This is a genomic window from Xanthomonas sp. JL1, assembly GCF_038405005.1.
This window is the reverse complement of the sequence record NZ_JBBYGR010000003.1, coordinates 18,007-33,756: the sequence shown is the minus strand read 5'-3', so window position 1 is coordinate 33,756 and position 15,750 is coordinate 18,007. Positions and strand designations below refer to the sequence as shown.

15 protein-coding genes and 2 pseudogenes are annotated in these 15,750 nt (G+C 65.1%); 12 read left to right on the top strand and 5 right to left on the bottom strand.

Features of this window, described 5'->3' with window-relative positions:
* Window positions 1–78: 78 nt before the first annotated feature.
* Both WJW29_RS00495 and WJW29_RS00490 read left to right on the top strand, forming a co-directional pair.
* Window positions 79–729, top strand: a pseudogene (locus WJW29_RS00495) (IS30 family transposase); the annotation flags it as partial.
* Window positions 726–1,064 carry a hypothetical protein gene (locus WJW29_RS00490; protein ID WP_011258065.1) on the top strand — a complete coding sequence of 113 codons (339 nt, stop codon included), beginning with the start codon at window positions 726–728 and terminating at the stop codon, window positions 1,062–1,064. The pseudogene WJW29_RS00495 and the gene WJW29_RS00490, both read left to right, overlap by 4 nt.
* 354 nt (window positions 1,065–1,418) lie before the next feature.
* On the opposite strand, the gene hemE is transcribed toward WJW29_RS00490, so the two are convergent.
* The 4 genes from hemE to WJW29_RS00470 form a co-directional block, all read right to left on the bottom strand.
* Window positions 1,419–2,483 (bottom strand): uroporphyrinogen decarboxylase, encoded by a 1,065-nt coding sequence (gene hemE, locus WJW29_RS00485; protein WP_011258066.1) that lies wholly within the window; start codon window positions 2,481–2,483, stop codon window positions 1,419–1,421.
* Between the two features lie 14 nt (window positions 2,484–2,497).
* Window positions 2,498–2,749: a WGR domain-containing protein gene (locus WJW29_RS00480; protein ID WP_011407864.1), complete on the bottom strand. Its 252-nt coding sequence runs from the start codon at window positions 2,747–2,749 to the stop codon at window positions 2,498–2,500.
* Between the two features lie 301 nt (window positions 2,750–3,050).
* A complete protein-coding gene (aroB, locus tag WJW29_RS00475) occupies window positions 3,051–4,163 on the bottom strand; it encodes a 3-dehydroquinate synthase (protein WP_011258068.1) in 1,113 nt (370 codons plus the stop codon).
* Window positions 4,160–4,702 (bottom strand): shikimate kinase, encoded by a 543-nt coding sequence (locus WJW29_RS00470; protein WP_011258069.1) that lies wholly within the window; start codon window positions 4,700–4,702, stop codon window positions 4,160–4,162. The genes aroB and WJW29_RS00470 overlap by 4 nt, the downstream gene beginning before the upstream one ends.
* Before the next feature lie 166 nt (window positions 4,703–4,868).
* On the opposite strand from WJW29_RS00470, the gene pdxH reads away from it, so the two are divergent.
* The 8 genes from pdxH to WJW29_RS00430 all read left to right on the top strand — a co-directional run bounded on the left by pdxH (window position 4,869) and on the right by WJW29_RS00430 (window position 10,828).
* Window positions 4,869–5,468 carry a pyridoxamine 5'-phosphate oxidase gene (gene pdxH / locus WJW29_RS00465; RefSeq protein WP_011258070.1) on the top strand — a complete coding sequence of 200 codons (600 nt, stop codon included), beginning with the start codon at window positions 4,869–4,871 and terminating at the stop codon, window positions 5,466–5,468.
* Window positions 5,469–5,648: 180 nt separating this feature from the next.
* Window positions 5,649–6,065 (top strand): YjfI family protein, encoded by a 417-nt coding sequence (locus tag WJW29_RS00460; protein ID WP_012445807.1) that lies wholly within the window; start codon window positions 5,649–5,651, stop codon window positions 6,063–6,065.
* A gap of 12 nt (window positions 6,066–6,077) precedes the next feature.
* Complete coding sequence (locus WJW29_RS00455) at window positions 6,078–6,851, top strand: PspA/IM30 family protein (protein ID WP_011258072.1); 774 nt, start codon at window positions 6,078–6,080, stop codon at window positions 6,849–6,851.
* A 25-nt stretch (window positions 6,852–6,876) separates the two neighbouring features.
* Window positions 6,877–7,959: an ion channel gene (locus tag WJW29_RS00450; protein WP_011258073.1), complete on the top strand. Its 1,083-nt coding sequence runs from the start codon at window positions 6,877–6,879 to the stop codon at window positions 7,957–7,959.
* Window positions 7,956–8,633, top strand: a complete 678-nt coding sequence (locus WJW29_RS00445; protein ID WP_027703609.1) for a YjfK family protein — start codon at window positions 7,956–7,958, stop codon at window positions 8,631–8,633. The genes WJW29_RS00450 and WJW29_RS00445 overlap by 4 nt, the downstream gene beginning before the upstream one ends.
* A gap of 37 nt (window positions 8,634–8,670) precedes the next feature.
* Window positions 8,671–9,075: a DUF350 domain-containing protein gene (locus WJW29_RS00440; protein ID WP_011407869.1), complete on the top strand. Its 405-nt coding sequence runs from the start codon at window positions 8,671–8,673 to the stop codon at window positions 9,073–9,075.
* Between the two features lie 12 nt (window positions 9,076–9,087).
* Complete coding sequence (locus WJW29_RS00435; protein ID WP_011258076.1) at window positions 9,088–9,660, top strand: DUF1190 domain-containing protein; 573 nt, start codon at window positions 9,088–9,090, stop codon at window positions 9,658–9,660.
* A gap of 1 nt (window position 9,661) precedes the next feature.
* On the top strand, window positions 9,662–10,828 hold the full coding sequence (locus WJW29_RS00430) for a glutathionylspermidine synthase family protein (protein ID WP_011258077.1): 1,167 nt from the start codon (window positions 9,662–9,664) through the stop codon (window positions 10,826–10,828).
* A 466-nt stretch (window positions 10,829–11,294) separates the two neighbouring features.
* On the opposite strand, the pseudogene WJW29_RS00425 reads toward WJW29_RS00430, so the two are convergent.
* Window positions 11,295–12,731 (bottom strand): annotated as a pseudogene (locus WJW29_RS00425) (MFS transporter).
* A 100-nt stretch (window positions 12,732–12,831) separates the two neighbouring features.
* On the opposite strand from WJW29_RS00425, the gene soxR reads away from it, so the two are divergent.
* On the top strand, window positions 12,832–13,278 hold the full coding sequence (gene soxR, locus WJW29_RS00420; RefSeq protein ID WP_011258079.1) for a redox-sensitive transcriptional activator SoxR: 447 nt from the start codon (window positions 12,832–12,834) through the stop codon (window positions 13,276–13,278).
* Window positions 13,279–13,497: 219 nt separating this feature from the next.
* Entirely contained in the window at window positions 13,498–15,504 is a 2,007-nt protein-coding gene (locus tag WJW29_RS00415; RefSeq protein WP_069959759.1) for a M1 family metallopeptidase, read from the top strand.
* Window positions 15,505–15,750 lie beyond the last annotated feature (246 nt).

The window sequence follows — 15,750 nt, the reverse complement described above, 5'->3', positions numbered from 1 at the left end:
ATAGCTTCCCAGGCCGCATGGCAGTACACAACTTCGGGTGATCCTGGCAACCCTCGACGACCAGGGTGAGGCGCAGACATCTACGCGCATCCGCGTGGTGGTTTGAAGAAGTAGCTCGTGGAAGCGCTTCGTCAGCACAAGCCGACGCGCGGCTTGCGCCGTACGACCGCTGCCAAGCGCACGTGGGTGCCGGAGGAGCTGCGTATCGTCCATCGGCCTGAAGAGGTGACGCAGCGCTTGATTCCTGGGCACTGGGAAGGCGACCTGATCAAAGGGGATTTCAACTGCTCGTGCGTAGGCACGCTGGTGGAGCGAAAGACGCGCTTTGTGGTGCTGTGCAAGATGGATGGCTGTACTGCAGAGAATGCGCTGGAGGGCTTCACGCGACAGATGAAGAAGCTGCCGCATTGCCTGCTGGGAAGCCTCACCTATGACCGTGGAACCGAGATGACGTGTTATCCAGAGCTGATGAAGCGGCTCAACATCGACCTGTGGTTCGCCGATCCACATGCGCCCTGGCAGCGCGGCAGCAATGAGAACACCAACGGCCTGCTGTGCCAGTTCATGCCCAAAGGCGTGGACTTGTCCAAGGCCAGCCAGGAGTATCTCAACAGCGTCGCCGACCTGATGAACGCCCGGCCATGGCAGACGCTTGGCTGGAAGACCCCAAACCAGGCGCTGGAAGAAGAGATCGCTCAATTCAACTCACGTGTTGCACTTGCAAGTTGAGACCGCCCTGCCTGATTTCCGCGGTCGGCTTCACCAACGCCACCACGCCATTCAAGCGCGTGTTGCTCTTCCCCTTTATCGGCACCTTCACCGTGGTGCGCTGGCTGGTGTTCAAGAGCTGCAAGCAACCGGTCTTCCCGCAGGAAGTGGAAGCCGAGTGCACGGTCGAACCGAACGATCCGAACATCTGGCCGGTCCCCAAGTCGATCGGCGAGTTCGTGACCACCGTTCCTGGCTTGATGACCTATGCGATGCGCAAGGCACAAGGCATCAGAACGCCGCCGGACGCGCCAACGGATCTGGCGTCGCAGTTCAAGGGCTGGGGCAAGAAGTGACATGGCGCGCGGTGCGGCCTAACCCGAATCCTGGGTGACACGGGCATTGAACCTGAATTACGCGCCATTCATCCAGGCGACGTGGAACGATGCGGCAAAGAAAGGCAGCGAGACCGACCCGTTCCTGCCCGAATTTGTCGAGAAATTCCACGACAAATTCAAGGACGTTCTGGTGGCCGGTGCCAAGGGAGAGCTGACCAAGCCGTACACCGATGGCATCGCCAGGCTGATGTACCAATTGAGCGGGCCAATCGTGCACGAACTGGGCAAGGCCTTGGACAGCGGCGCCACGTTCGCCGCACTCGGCTTGCCATCGAAGTGGCAGCTGGGGCTGCTCGCGACCGTGTCTTGGCATTACCGCTTGCTCAAACGCTGCACCGCTTCCACCAGTACGCCCACATGCTCCGGATTCATATCCGGCGACATGCCGTGGCCGAGGTTCAAGACGTGGCCTTCGCGCGAGCCGCCATTGCCTTGCGCATAGCTGTCCAGGGTCTTGCCGACTTCGGTGCGGATGGCCTCGGGCGAGCCGTACAGGGTGGCCGGGTCGAGGTTGCCCTGCAGGGCGACACGGCCGCCTGCGCGCTGCGCGGCGTCGGCCAGTGAGATGGTCCAGTCCACGCCCACCGCTTCGGCGCCGCTGGCGGCCAGATCGGCCACATAGGCGCCATTGCCCTTGCCGAACAACACCAGCGGCGTGCGCTCGGCGCCTTCACCGCGTTCCAGCTCATGCGCGATGCGGGTGAGGTAGGGCAGCGAGAATTCATGGTACATCGCCGGCGAGAGCACGCCGCCCCAGGTGTCGAACACCTGCAGCGCCTGCGCACCGGCGGCGCGCTGTGCGGCCAGGTAGGCGATCACCGCGTCGGTCACGGTGCCGAGCAGGTGATGCAGCACCTCTGGTGCGTTGAAGGCCATTGCCTTGATGCGTGCGTATTCCTTGCTGCCGCCGCCTTCGATCATGTAGCAGGCCAGCGTCCACGGGCTGCCGGAGAAACCGATCAACGGCACGGAGCCGTCCAGCTCGCGGCGGATCACGCGCACGGCATCCATCACGTAGCGCAGCTCGGTTTCCATGTCCGGCACGCCCAGGCGGTGGATTGCGGCGGCATCGCGCACCGGGTGGCGGAACTTGGGGCCTTCGCCTTCGACGAAATACAGCTCCAGGCCCATCGCATCGGGGATGGTCAGGATGTCGGAGAACAGGATCGCCGCATCCAGCGGAAACCGTTGCAGCGGCTGCAGGGTCACTTCGCAGGCGATGTCCGGGTTTTTGGCCATGCTCAGGAAGCTGCCGGCGCGCGCGCGGGTGGCACGGTATTCCGGCAAATAGCGGCCGGCCTGGCGCATCAACCAGACAGGGGTGCGGTCCACGGGCTGACGGTTGAGGGCGCGCAGCAGGCGATCGTTCTTGAGCATGGGAAGGTGTGTCCTCAGGGCGGCGCGTCGGCGCCGCCGGTGATGAGTTGGAAGCCGCGTTTGAGTTGGATCTCGCGCGCCTTGTCGAAGGCGCGGTCCGCTTCATCCTGTTGCAGGTACTGGTCGCGTCGCAGTTGTGTGCGTCCACCGATCTCGCCGGTTTCGCGCAGAAGCTCCCAGCCGCCGAACAGATCCGGTTGCAGGGTGAGCTGGACGTAGCGGAGCGGCGCGTTACCGCCGGGATCGTGTTGTAGAAGAATGCGCATGCGGCCGATTGTAGCCGGGCGCTGCTGAAGGCTGAGAGCAGTGGCGCGTCCGGGTGTTGTGGGTGCGAAGGGAGCGTCGTTGGGCGTCCACGCTTGCCGGTGCGCTCCTGAGCGAGGTTGCGACCGCCGGTGCAGACGGTGGCAGGCCGGCAGTGCGCAGGAGCGCACCCGGGCGCGATAGGCATTTATCGGGAAGGCCCCATCGCGCCCGCGGGCGCTCCTACACATGGTGAGCGTCGTGGCGATCGACGGCAGCTGGGTGCGGGCGTCCAGCGTTCGGTGCCTTATTGGCAGGCTGGCCTTATCCCGCCAGGATCTTCAGCACCGCTGCTTCTTCCACATCCGGCACGACTTCGGCCTTGCCGATACCGCGCCACAGCACCAGGCGCAGGCGGCCGGCGATGTTTTTCTTGTCCAACCGCATGCGCGCGAGCAGGGCCTCCGGGGGCAGGCCGGGTGGAATGTCGGTAGGCAGCTCGAAGTCGTGCAGGAGGGCGCGCAAGGCCTCGGTGTCCTGCGCATCGCTCATGCCCAGGGTGGCTGACAGGCGCGCCGCCAGCACCATGCCCACTGCAACGGCTTCGCCATGGTTGAGGTTGTCGTTGCCAGGCGCGCCGTAGCCTTGCTCGGTTTCGATGGCGTGGCCGAAGGTGTGGCCCAGGTTGAGCAAGGCGCGCTCGCCTTTTTCCAGTGGATCGCGCGCCACGATTTCTGCCTTGTGCTCGCAACTGCGGGCAATGGCCTGTGCCAGCGCGGCCGGGTCGCTGTCCAGCAGTGCGTGGCGTTCGGCGTGCAGCCATTGGAAGAACAGCGGGTCGCGGATGGCGCCGTACTTGATCACCTCGGCCAGGCCGGCGCGCAGTTCGCGCGCGGGCAGGGTGCGCAAGGTGTCGGTATCGGCAAGTACCGCGCGTGGCGGGTGGAACGCGCCGACCAGGTTCTTGCCCTGCGGGATGTCCACCGCGGTCTTGCCGCCGACCGAGGAATCCACCATCGCCAGCAGGCTGGTGGGTAGCTGCACGCAGTCCACGCCGCGCATCCAGCACGCCGCCGCAAAGCCAGCCAGGTCGCCGACCACCCCGCCGCCCAGCGCGAACACGCAGGCATCGCGGGTGGCACCCAGTTCGGCCAGTGCGGTGATCGCGGAGCCGAAGGTATCCAGTGTCTTGGAGGCTTCGCCAGCGGCGATGACCAGTTCGCCGATCTGCAGGTCCGGGCGCGCGCTCAACAGCGCGGCGCGTACGCCGGCCGCGTAATGCGGGGCCACCTGCGAGTCGCTGAGCAACAACGCGTGGCGTCCGCGCACATGGCGGGCCAGGCGCGCGTCGTCGGCCAGCAGGCCGGGCGCAATCGTGATGGTGTAAGGCTGTGCGCCGTCGACAGCGACGCTGCGCGAGGAACGGGGAAGTGTCATGCGGGGGCACTCGACATGCGCCATTGCGCGGCCAGGCGCAGCACCAGCTGCGCGGTGGCCTCGGCGGGGGAAAAATGATCGGTTTCCAGGCTGAGGTCGGCAACCTCGTGATACAGCGGCGTGCGGTGCGCAGCCATCGCATGCAGCAGCTGCTCGCGGTCGGCGCGTTGCAACAGCGGGCGATTGCGGTCGCGCGCCAGCCGTGTCAGCTGCGTCGGCACGCTGACATGCAGATGCACCACAAACCCACGTGCGCAGATGCGCTGGCGGTTGTGCGGATCCAGCACCGTGCCGCCACCGGTGGAAATCAGTTTGTTGTCCTGTTCCAGCAGCGCCTGCAAGGTGTCCGCCTCATGCTGCCGAAACCCGGCTTCGCCATGCTGCGCGAAGATCGCCGGGATGCTGCTGCCCACCTGTTCGACGATGGCCTGGTCCACATCGACGAACTCCAGCCCGAAGCGCTCGGCCAGGCGACGGCCTATGCAGCTTTTTCCGGCGCCCATCGGGCCGACCATCACGAGATTGGGTGCGGGGTTCATGCGCAGGGATCGTAGCATTCACACCATCGGGCCGGGCCGATGGTGCGGGCCACTCCCCGCGTTCGCCAGACCAATCGTGCACGATCCGACGATCCGATCGCGGTGCATAGGCGAAGCGCGGGCGATGCGCCCACAATAGGCGTCCATCTGGCTGCCACGCACCGTCATGACCGATCTGTACGCAGAAGCTCTTGCCACCTTCGCCGCGCTGTATGCCGAGGCGCAGAACAGCGCCGAACTCGAAGCCAGCGCGATGACCCTGGCCACCGCCAACGTGGATGGCCGGCCGAGCGCGCGCACCGTGTTGCTCAAGGCCTTCGACGCGCGCGGGTTCGTGTTCTACAGCCATCTGGACAGCGCGAAGGGACGCGACCTGCAAACCCACCCGCAGGCGGCGCTGCTGTTCCTGTGGCGCAGCCTGCGCGAGGCCGGCATCCAGGTGCGTATCGAGGGCGGCGTTCAACTGGTGAGCGCGGACGAATCCGATGCCTACTTCGCCTCGCGCCCGCGCATGAGCCAGATCGGCGCCTGGGCCTCGCTGCAATCGCAGACGCTGGGTTCGCGCGCGGAGTTCGACGCGGCCATCGCCAAAGTCGAGGCGACCTTCGAGGGCCGCGAGGTGCCGCGCCCGGAGGGCTGGGGCGGGTTCCGGGTGGTGCCGCAGGCGTTCGAGTTCTGGTACGGCGCCAAGTTCCGCCTGCACGAGCGCTGGCGCTACGAGGCCGACGCGGCCAGCCATTGGAGCAAGCGGATGCTGTATCCGTGAGTCCGCAGCCCGGCACAGGGCTTCGAGCCAGCTGAACGGGCGGTTTGCCTCGCTTGCCGCGTGCCCGACTGGCTCGCTTTCGGCCCTTTCTGCCGGTCACGGGCAGTCTGTAGTATGTCCGGTCGTTGCAGGACTCTTGCTGCATCACCACCGCCGCATGACCAAAGGACAGGACATCGTATGACGCAGTACACCACTGTCGAATTGCACGGCTTGCTGGCCGAGCGCTACCGTGGGCACCCAATCCATGTCGAACTGATCGACGGCCTGGAGCCGGCCATCAACCTCACCCTGGCCGACCACGGCGACATGCAGATCCAGGTTGCCGCTTCCGGCTCGCAGGTTTTCGTCTCCACGCTGCTGGCCCATGCCGAGCACGTCAACGACCGCGCCGCCTTCAACGACGCCTGCCTGCGCCTGAATCCGCTCAACCCCTTGTCCAATCTGGGCTTGGTCCAGGTCGACGGCGAGGACCGCTACGTGGTCTTCGGCGAACTGTCGGCATCGTCGACGCTCGACCAGATCGACGAAGAAATCCAGACCCTGGCGGCCAACACGTTGGAAGCCGCCGAATCTCTCAAGCCGTTCTTTTCCTAAAGGCGTGTTGTCATGAGTATTTTTTCCAAGCTGATCACGCTGCTGCGTGGTACCGCACACGAAACCGGCCAGAAGGCCGTCGACGCCAATGCGCTGCGCATCCTGGACCAGGAAATGCGCGATGCCGGCGCCCAGCTCACGCGCTCGCGCGAAGAGCTCACCAAGCTGATGGCGCAGAGCAAGCTGGCCCAGCAGAAGATCGACGCGCGCGCCGGCAAGATGGCCGAGTACACGCGTTACATCGAAGGCGCGTTGGCCAAGAACGATGAAGCGCTGGCGCACGAGGTGGCGGTCAAGCTGGCCGCGCTGGAAAGCGAGGATGCCGGCGACAAGGCGGCCAAGACCGCGCTGGACCAATCGGTGGTGACGCTCAAGGCGACCATCCAGAAGACCGAAAACCAGCTGCGCGGCATGCGTCAGCAGATCGATACGGTCAAGGCCACCGACGCGGTGCAGAAGGCGCAGGCCGCCATCGCCGCGCGCCATTCCGGCGCCAGCAGCAAGATGGGCTCGGCGCTGGAATCGCTGGAGCGCATCAAGGCGCGTCAGGCCGAAACCTCGGCACGCATCGCATCGGCCGAAGAGCTCGAATCGTCCACCGGCGATGGCGATCTCAATCGGCGTCTGGCGGCGGCCGGCCTGATGGAAGGCGAATCCAACGCCGCTGCGGTGCTGGCACGCTTCAAGAAGCCGGCCGCGCAGCTGGGCCACGAGAACACCAGCGGCAGCGCGCCGTTGATCGGCCAGGTGCGCGACGTGCAGCAGGTTCCGCGCAGCGACAGCTGATCCATCGCACGGCACAGGATGCGCCATGATCATCGTTGAACGGCTGTTCCGTGTCCTGCGGCGCCATGTGCGCCGCGTCAGCTGGGGCATGGTGACGCTGGCACTGCTTGCGCACATGGGCTTGAGCTGGGTGTTGCTGCTGTGGGCCGGCGAGCAGAAGCGCGTTGGCCTGGACGCGTTTGCGTACTACTACATGACCACCGCCACCACCATCGGCGACGGCGATCTGTCGCTGGGCTCGGTGGCCGGGCGCTCTCTCGCTGCGTTCGTGTTGATGTCGGGTGCGATGGCGTTGTTCACCACGGTGCTGGCCAAGACCAGCGGCGTGCGCATCACTGTCTGGAGGCGCCACCACATGGGCAAGATGGCCTATGCCGATCTGCGCGGGCACACCATTCTGATCGGCTGGCAGGGCGCGGCCTCCACGCGCTTGCTGGAGTTGCTGCTCTCCGATACCGCCACCGATGACGAAGGCGTAGTGCTGATCGCCGAGGGCGTGGCGGGAAACCCGCTGCCCGACCACATGCGCTTCATCGCTGCCGAGTCGTACACGCACACCGAGGTGTACCTGCGCGCCGGCATTACCGGCGCCGCGCGTGTCATCGTCAATCTGCCCTCCGACGACCAGACCCTGGCGGCGGTGTTCGCGTTGATGGCGCATGCACCGGCCGCACACATCGTGGCGCACTTCGATTCGGCCAGCGCGGCGCGCTTGGTCAACTGCCATTACCCGGCCATTGAGTGCGCGCGCCCGATGACCGCCGAGATCCTGGCCCGCGCGGCGCAGGATCCGGGCAGCGCGGCGATCACCGCCGAGCTGCTATCGGTAGACGATGGCCCCACCCAGTTCAGTCGTGCCGCGCCTGCGAATGCGCAACCACTGGATGACAGCCGGCTTGCGGCCGATTTCAACCAACGCGGCACATTGTTGCTGGGCCTGCGCGCGCCCGATGGCGCATTGCGCTTGAACCCGCCAGCACGCATCGCTGTCGCCGCCGGTGCCATGCTGTCTTACCTGGCCGAGCAGCGCGTGCCGGCGCACGCCATCGCGTGGCAGGCCGTGCGCAGCGAGGCGTCCCCCATGTCCCCATCGCTACAAGGTGTATGACGATGCATTTTTTCAGCAAATTGTTCGGCCAACCGCAACCGCCGCCGCTGCCTACTTCCAGTCGTGGCGCGATCGATCACACGCTGCCGCTGGGCTTGCGTGTCGGTGGCCAGGTGGAAATCGATACCACCCTGTACCGCATGGTGCCCGAGGCCATGACCGCCGAGTTGCCGGGCGGGCATCAGGGCATTCCGTGCTACGGCCACGTCAATCTGGGCGATGGGTATGCGCTACATCGCTTCTACCTGGACGACGATGCGTTTTTGCAGGTCACCACCGTGGGCGGCGACCTGGAAGCAATGAAGGCCTTCGTCTATTGCGAGACGGTGAATCCGCCCAGCAAACAGGCATTCCAGGAGTTCGTGATGCAGCATCCGCATCTGGGTGCGGCGCAGATCGAGTATGCAGGCAAGCAGTGGCAGCGCGCCACGCAATCCACCGATGACGCGGCGCGAATTCCACCCATCGCATACGACGAAGTGTTGTACCGCTATCAGCCGCCGCGTCGCGATGGCGATCTGACCCATTACGCCATGCTTTACAGCCGCGACGTGCCAGAGCTGCAGCGCGAAGAATTTTTGCTGGTGACCGGTGAGGATTCCGGCCCCAACGAATTCTGCGTGACCTACGCGGTCGGGATCGATGTCACCGTCGCCGATCTGGATATCACCTGAGCGCACGCGCTCGCCTTCCACTCACCTTTGTCCTGTCATGCATCCGATCAATCTGCACAGTTTTCTCGCGTTTCTTTCCTATTTCGGTACCGGCCTGGGTGTGTTGATCGTCTCGGTGGTATTGGTGACCCTGGTCACCCCGCACAAGGATTTCGTTTTGCTGCGGCAGGGCAATGTGGCTGCGGCCACCGCATTGGCCGGCAACCTGATCGGCGTTGCGCTGCCGCTGCATTCGGCCATTACCCATTCTGTGAGCCTGGTGGACGCACTGATCTGGGGCCTGGTGGCCTGCGGGATCCAGGTGGTGGCGTACCTGCTGGCCAATCTGGTGGCCGGGCGCATCTCGCGGCAGATCACCGACAACATGACCGCCGCCGGTCTCTTTTCGGCCGGCGTGTCGATCGCAGTCGGGCTGATCAACGCCGCCGCGATCACGCCGTAACGGAGCGCAGGCATGAAGCGATCACGCAATCTCAAACTCACCTTGATGGCCGCGCTGCCGGCCGCTTTCGTCACCGGCTGCGGCTCGGAGCCGGAGACCGGTGTGGTGCTGCAGTCGGCCTCGGACTGTTACCAGATCAAGAAGGAACAGACCGACATCCAGCAATGCCTCAAGGCCTACGACGAGGCGGTGGCCAAGCATCAGCAGGCCGCGCCGCGCTTCACTACGCGCTACGAGTGCGATGCGCAGTTCGGTAGTTGCACGGCGATCACCACTCCGCAAGGCCAGCAGAGCTGGATTCCGCCGATGGGCGGGTTCTTGCTGGGCTACGCGTTGGGCCACATGAGCGGCGGCGGTTATCACTATGGCGGCGCGATTCCGCTGTATCGCGACTATCGCAGCGGTGGTTACTACAAGCCCAATGGCGATCTGGCCAGCGACCGCATTGGCACCGTGCGTGGGCGCAGCGGCGCCATCGACATGCCCACGCGCGCCATCACGGTGTCGCGATCGGGCTTCGGGTCCAGCGCGGCAGCACGCAGTTCATTCGGCAGCGGCGGGCGCAGCGCGGGCTTCGGCGGCTGACATGCAACGCATCCACATCGCCGAACGCCCGGATTGGCGCACGCAGGCCGAATCGCTGGGTTTCCACTTCCACACCATCGATGGCGAACCGTACTGGGACGAAAGCGCGTACTACGCGTTTTCGCTGCGGCAGATCGAAGACGACATCGAAGCGCCCACGCAAGACCTGCACGACATGGCGATGCAACTGGTGGACGAGGTGGTGCGCTCCGAAGCGCTGATGACGCAGCTGGCGATCCCGCCGTTCTACTGGGACTGGATCGCCAACTCGTGGAAAGAGCGCGACCCGCATCTGTATGGCCGCATGGACCTGGCGTATTCGGGCGACGGCCCGGCCAAGTTGTACGAACTCAATTACGACACCCCGACCGCGCTGTACGAGTCGGCGTATTTCCAATGGTTGTGGCTGGAACAGCAGATCGCCAGCGGCGCGCTGCCCAAGGGCACCGATCAGTACAACCTGATCCAGGATCTGCTGTGCGAAACCCTAGGTGCGCTGGCGGTGGACGGCGCGATCGGTGCGCAGATGCATTTTGCGGCGGTACGCGACTCGCTGGAAGATCGCGCCACCGTGCGGTACCTGCGCGACTGTGCGCATCAGGTCGGCATCAGTACCGAGGAAGTGGCGATCGAAGACATCGGCCTGAGCGCGGAAGGCTGGTTCACAGATGAGCAGGATCGGGTGATCCATACGCTGTTCAAGCTGTATCCGCTGGAATTCATGATGGAAGAGCGCTTCGGGCCGGCATTGATTGCCGACCGGATGCGCCTGATCGAGCCGGCATGGAAATCGGTGTTGAGCAACAAAGGCATTCTGCCGCTGCTATGGGACCGCCATCAGGGTCACCCGAATCTGCTGCCCGCCCGCTTTGCGCAAGCCGGCGAGTTGCCCACTGCAGGCTGGGTCCGCAAGCCATTGCTGTCGCGCGAGGGCGCCAACATCGCGCTGGTCACAGCCCAAGGCCAGACCGCACACACCGACGGCCCGTATGTGGATGGCCCTGCGATTCTGCAGGCGCATCACCCGCTGCCGGTGTTCGACGCACGCCATGCGCTGGTGGGCAGCTGGGTGGTTGCCGATCGCCCCGCTGGATTGGGCATGCGCGACGACGATGGCCCGATCACCCGCGACACCTCGCGCTTCGTGCCGCACGTCATCACCGATTGACGCCTAGCTGAGGGTGCATCGCCGCTGCGCTGGCGCTGTCCATCGCGCTTGACACAAGCGCCAGCTGGGCGCAAGGCCTTGTGTGCATGCAAGGCATCCCATCTTTTCCACACCCCCTGTGGATGGAAGTTGCACAAGGCTGTGGACAAGTGCGCGCAGGCCCCGGCCTGCAACGCTGTCAAGATGGGTGGCGAAAAAATGACCGGCCGGTTGCGAGAGACTTTCTTCGTGCGGGGTCAATGCGATCCCGGCAGGATCGGCAACGTGGTCGGCGCTTGCATCGCTGCGATATTCAGGTCCGCATCCAGCGATGCCACTGCTATCTGGTGGGCCTGAAGGCCACGTGAGTCGTTCCGACCACCTAACCCACGCATGGCAGTCCCGTACTGCAACCGACCGACCAAGCTACGTCAGCAACCTCCGCACTGGGTCGCTTCGATGCCTGCGCTCGTCGCAGCCGCAGCCATTAAATTTGTCGTGCCACAAAAAAACTCGCCACCGCCAGCAACCACGCCAACGCGAACAAGCTCAGGTAGGCGGCGCGCGTTGCCGATGTCAGCAGCGCAGCGAACAAGGCGCCGGCCAGTGCCAGCATGGCTGCTACCGCAATGGCTTCGCTCAATTGCAGCGCAGAACTGTGGGCGCCGTGCTGCGCTGATGGCGACAGCGACAGCAGTACCACCGACAGACTGGAATACAGCAGGCCCATGCCCAGGCCGGTCAGTGCCCAGCCAGCGATGGCCAACGGCACCGGAATCGCTGGCCACACCGCGCCTGCACTGATCGCGATACCCAGCGTCATCGGTAGCACCCCTGTCTTGAGCAGGCGAGGGCCCGACCAACCGGCACGGCTGTGGCCCTGGTATCACGAACCACTGAACCAGCCCAATGCGCCCACACTCAGCGCCACGCCGGCCAGCAGCGGCGAGAGCCCGCGTTCGCGCGACAGTAGCAGCGGCAAAAAAACGCCTCAAAGCCGAAGAATGCGGAGGCGGCAATGCCACGCAGCGCGATCACGCTGGGCAACCCGCGCGCAAGCCGCAACGCGCCGGTCGGCAGCAGATGCCAGGCGCAATACACCGCGAGCAACAGCGCCGGCAGCATCGTGGCCGGCACCAGCATGCCGTGCAGCTGCCCGCCCAGCTACACGCCCAGCTACACGCCAAGCTACACGCCAAGCTACACGCCAAGCTACACGCCAAGCTACACGCCAAGCACGCCCAGCGCCGCGCCAACGGCCCAGCCCAATGATGCAGTTGGCGCGTCGGAGACCTCGCTTGTCCATATCCGCCCGCGCAGCGCCGGCCACAGCAGTCATCCCGCCGGAATCGCCAGCAGCGGCACCGACAGAAACACCCAGCGCCACCCCGCGTGTTGCACGATCCACCCGCTGATGCCGGGTCCGATCAACGAGGGCACCACCCAGCCGGCTGAAAACGTGGCAAAGACGCACGGGCGCAAGACCTTCGGATACAGCCGTCCGACGATGACGTAAAACGCCACCGAATACGCGCCGGCCCCCAGTCCCTGCAGTCAGCGCCCGACGATGAACATCGGCATGCTCGGTGCCAGGCCGGCGACCAGCAGGCCGACCACAACGCACAGCAGGCCGGCAGCCACTGCACCGCCAGGGCCGGCACGGTCGCTCCAGCGCCCGGCTGCGGTCCATGTCGACCACGCTGGTGGCCAGGGTGCCGCCGAATGCCAGTGCATACAGCGGCAGTCCGCTCCATTGGCGCGCCACCGTCGGCATCGCGGCAGCCGCTGCCAGCGATTCGAAGGCGTTGAGCGACACGCGCGCCACCATGCCCAGCGTTGCCGCGCGGTCAGGCGCGGCCAGGATGGCGGTGGGCTGCATTTCGGTGGGCGGCGTTGCAACAGTGATCGGTCTCTCGGTGGGCATCGAACATCCAGGATCCGACGTGTGGACAGCCATGACACAGGTGCTTGCACCAGGGATGGCCGTGCAGCATCCTGCCTTAACCTGAGTTGAGGTCAAGGCAATGCAGCGCGCGTTGTCCGTGGGCGAGGTGGCCAAGCGCAGTTGCGTGGCGGTGTCGGCGCTGCACTTTTATGAGCGCAAGGGCTTGATCAGTAGCCTGCGCACCGCTGGCAACCAGCGCCGCTATGCGCGCGATGTGCTGCGGCGGATTGCGTTGATTCGCGTGGCGCAGCGGCTCGGTGTGCCGCTGCAACAAGTGCTCGATGCCTTCTCTGTCTTGCCGGAGCACGGTACGCCCACGCGTGCGGAGTGGGCGCGGATGTCGGCGCGCTGGCGGGGTCAACTGGATGCGTGCATCAACGAACTGCAGGCCCTGCGCGACCAGCTCACCGACTGCATCGGCTGCGGTTGTCTGTCGCTGCGCCGCTGCCGCCTGAGCAATCCGGACGATGCCATGGGTCAGCGAGGTGAGGGAGCATTGCGACTGGGTAGCCTGATCGTGGACTAAGCCTGGCTAACGAGCGCTCCGTCGCACCGATCGCCATGTAGGCGTTGTGGACTTGATCGGCACGCGATGCGTGCATGTGGAGCGCGGCTAGCGCTGCACCGGCGCGCGCATCGGCGGCCACATCCGACGCATCACGCGGACGCAACGGGATCAATGGCATTCCCGCGCGCGGCAAGGCGCGCTGTAGGATGGGAATCCCCTCACGCCGCAGGATTTCGCATGACCCCCACCGTGCGCCGATCGCTCACCGTTGCATTGTCGCTGGCCTGCGTCACCGCGCCGATGCTTGCCGCCGCCACGCCAGCGAGCGCGGCATCCGCAACGCCCGCTGCAGCGAGCGTGTTCGACCCGCTGGCCCTGTTCGCGCCTCTGCAATTGCCCGACGCCCCGAATGCCTACCGCAGCGGTAGCGGCGTGCCCGGCCCGGCGTTCTGGCAGAACCGCGCCGATTACGATCTCCGCGCCAGCATCGACACTGCAACGCACACGCTCAGCGGCGAGGCGGCCATCACCTACACCAACCACAGCCCCGACGCGCTGGACGTGCTGTGGCTGCAACTGGACCAGAACATCTACCGCGCCGATGCCCGCGCTGCTTCCAGCCGCCCACTTAGGCGCAAACAGTTCACCGATGGCATGCAGATCGCCAGTGTCGAGATCGATCAAGGCGGTCGCCGCCAGCCAGCGCATGTCGTTGTCGACGACACGCGTATGCGGGTGGATCTGCCGCAGCCGTTGCCCGGGCAGGGCAAGGCACTCACCGTGCATATCCGTTACCGCTACACGATTCCCGGCACCTGGGGCGGGCGCACTGCGGTCAGTGCCAGCAAGCAAGGCGAGATCTACGAGATTGCGCAGTGGTATCCGCGCATGGCGGTGTACGACGATCTGCGTGGCTGGGACACGCAACCGTATCTGGGCTCGGAGTTTTATCTTGAGTATGGCAACTTCGACTATGCGGTGACCGTGCCGGAGGGCTTTCTGGTCGCCGGCTCGGGCGCATTGACCAACCCGCAGGACGTGCTCAGCCGTACCGAGCAGCAACGCCTGGATCAGGCGCGCAGCAGCGACCGCACGGTGCTGATCCGCACGCCTGACGAAGTGACTGCACGTGCGGCCAAGCCGGCAGGCAAGGGGATGCGGACCTGGCGCTTCCACATGGACCACACCCGCGATGTCGCATTCGCCGCATCGCCGGCATTCGTCTGGGACGCGGCACGCATCAACTTGCCGGGCGGCAAGCAGTCGCTGGCGATGTCGGTCTACCCGGTGGAAGGCGTGGGCGCAGACAAGTGGAACCGCTCCACCGAATACGTCAAAGGCGCGATCGAACATTTTTCGCAGTGGTACCCGTACCCGTGGCCGGCAGCGGTCAACCTGGGCGGTTATGGTGCCGGCATGGAATACCCGGGCATCGTCTTCGACGGTTTCGAAGACGGCGGCAAGGGTTTGTTCTGGATCACTGCGCACGAAATCGGCCACACCTGGTTCCCGATGATCGTCGGCTCCAACGAGCGCCGGCATGCGTTCATGGATGAAGGCTTCAACACCTTCATCGACGTGTATGCATCGGATGCGTTCAACAAGGGCGAATACGCGCCCAAGCGCGATTCGGAATACGCGCCGAAAGGCGGCAACCCGGTCGATGAAATCCTGCCGCTGCTGGCCGATACCCATGCGCCCACGCTGATGGACAACGCCGATTCCACCAGCGAGACCTATCGCCATCCGCTGACTTACTTCAAGGGCGCCCTGGGGCTGGTGCTGTTGCGCGAACAGATTCTGGGGCCGGCGCGCTTCGATCCTGCGTTTCGCAAATACATCGCCACCTGGGCTTACAAGCATCCCACGCCGTCGGATTTCTTCCGGCTGATGGAAAGCGAAAGTGGCGAAGATCTGTCCTGGTGGTGGCGCGGCTGGTATCTCAACAATTGGCAGCTGGACATGGGCATCACCGCAGCGCATTACGTCGACCATGACCCGTCCAAGGGCGTGCAGGTCACGCTGCGCAGCCGGCAGAAGTTGGTGATGCCGGTGACCTTGCGTGCGGACCTGGCCGATGGCAGCCATCTGGACCGACGCGTGCCGGTGGAAACCTGGCTGCAGACCACCACCCCCACGGTCAACCTGCCGACCACGCAGAAAGTGCTGCACGTGACGCTGGATCCTGACCATGTGCTGCCGGATGCCGACCGCAGCGATGCGCGTGTGGACGTGACCGGCTGAGCATTGCGCAAGGCAGCACGCTGACGTGGCCGCAGGCGCGGTCGCGTCAGCGGCCACCTGCAGTGGCGACGAGCAGTGGAATGAAAAGGCCTGTGTTTACCACCAGGCGAACGCAGCAGTTGCCTCCAGTGGGTAGGCAGCGCTCACACGCGGTGCTCGGTTGCGCTGCCGAGGTCCAATCGAAGACGACGTAGTGGTGTTGTCGCCGACTCCGAACACTACCCCATCGGTTGCGAAGATTGCGCC

What these genes read in the sequence shown, in the direction of transcription:
- hemE (WP_011258066.1), bottom strand. Translation starts at nt 2,483, where the DNA reads ATGCTCAAGAACGATCGCCTGCTGCGCGCCCTCAACCGTCAGCCCGTG.
- WJW29_RS00480 (WP_011407864.1), bottom strand. Translation starts at nt 2,749, where the DNA reads ATGCGCATTCTTCTACAACACGATCCCGGCGGTAACGCGCCGCTCCGC.
- aroB (WP_011258068.1), bottom strand. Translation starts at nt 4,163, where the DNA reads ATGACACTTCCCCGTTCCTCGCGCAGCGTCGCTGTCGACGGCGCACAG.
- WJW29_RS00470 (WP_011258069.1), bottom strand. Translation starts at nt 4,702, where the DNA reads ATGAACCCCGCACCCAATCTCGTGATGGTCGGCCCGATGGGCGCCGGA.
- pdxH (WP_011258070.1), top strand. Translation starts at nt 4,869, where the DNA reads ATGACCGATCTGTACGCAGAAGCTCTTGCCACCTTCGCCGCGCTGTAT.
- WJW29_RS00460 (WP_012445807.1), top strand. Translation starts at nt 5,649, where the DNA reads ATGACGCAGTACACCACTGTCGAATTGCACGGCTTGCTGGCCGAGCGC.
- WJW29_RS00455 (WP_011258072.1), top strand. Translation starts at nt 6,078, where the DNA reads ATGAGTATTTTTTCCAAGCTGATCACGCTGCTGCGTGGTACCGCACAC.
- WJW29_RS00450 (WP_011258073.1), top strand. Translation starts at nt 6,877, where the DNA reads ATGATCATCGTTGAACGGCTGTTCCGTGTCCTGCGGCGCCATGTGCGC.
- WJW29_RS00445 (WP_027703609.1), top strand. Translation starts at nt 7,956, where the DNA reads ATGACGATGCATTTTTTCAGCAAATTGTTCGGCCAACCGCAACCGCCG.
- WJW29_RS00440 (WP_011407869.1), top strand. Translation starts at nt 8,671, where the DNA reads ATGCATCCGATCAATCTGCACAGTTTTCTCGCGTTTCTTTCCTATTTC.
- WJW29_RS00435 (WP_011258076.1), top strand. Translation starts at nt 9,088, where the DNA reads ATGAAGCGATCACGCAATCTCAAACTCACCTTGATGGCCGCGCTGCCG.
- WJW29_RS00430 (WP_011258077.1), top strand. Translation starts at nt 9,662, where the DNA reads ATGCAACGCATCCACATCGCCGAACGCCCGGATTGGCGCACGCAGGCC.
- soxR (WP_011258079.1), top strand. Translation starts at nt 12,832, where the DNA reads ATGCAGCGCGCGTTGTCCGTGGGCGAGGTGGCCAAGCGCAGTTGCGTG.
- WJW29_RS00415 (WP_069959759.1), top strand. Translation starts at nt 13,498, where the DNA reads ATGACCCCCACCGTGCGCCGATCGCTCACCGTTGCATTGTCGCTGGCC.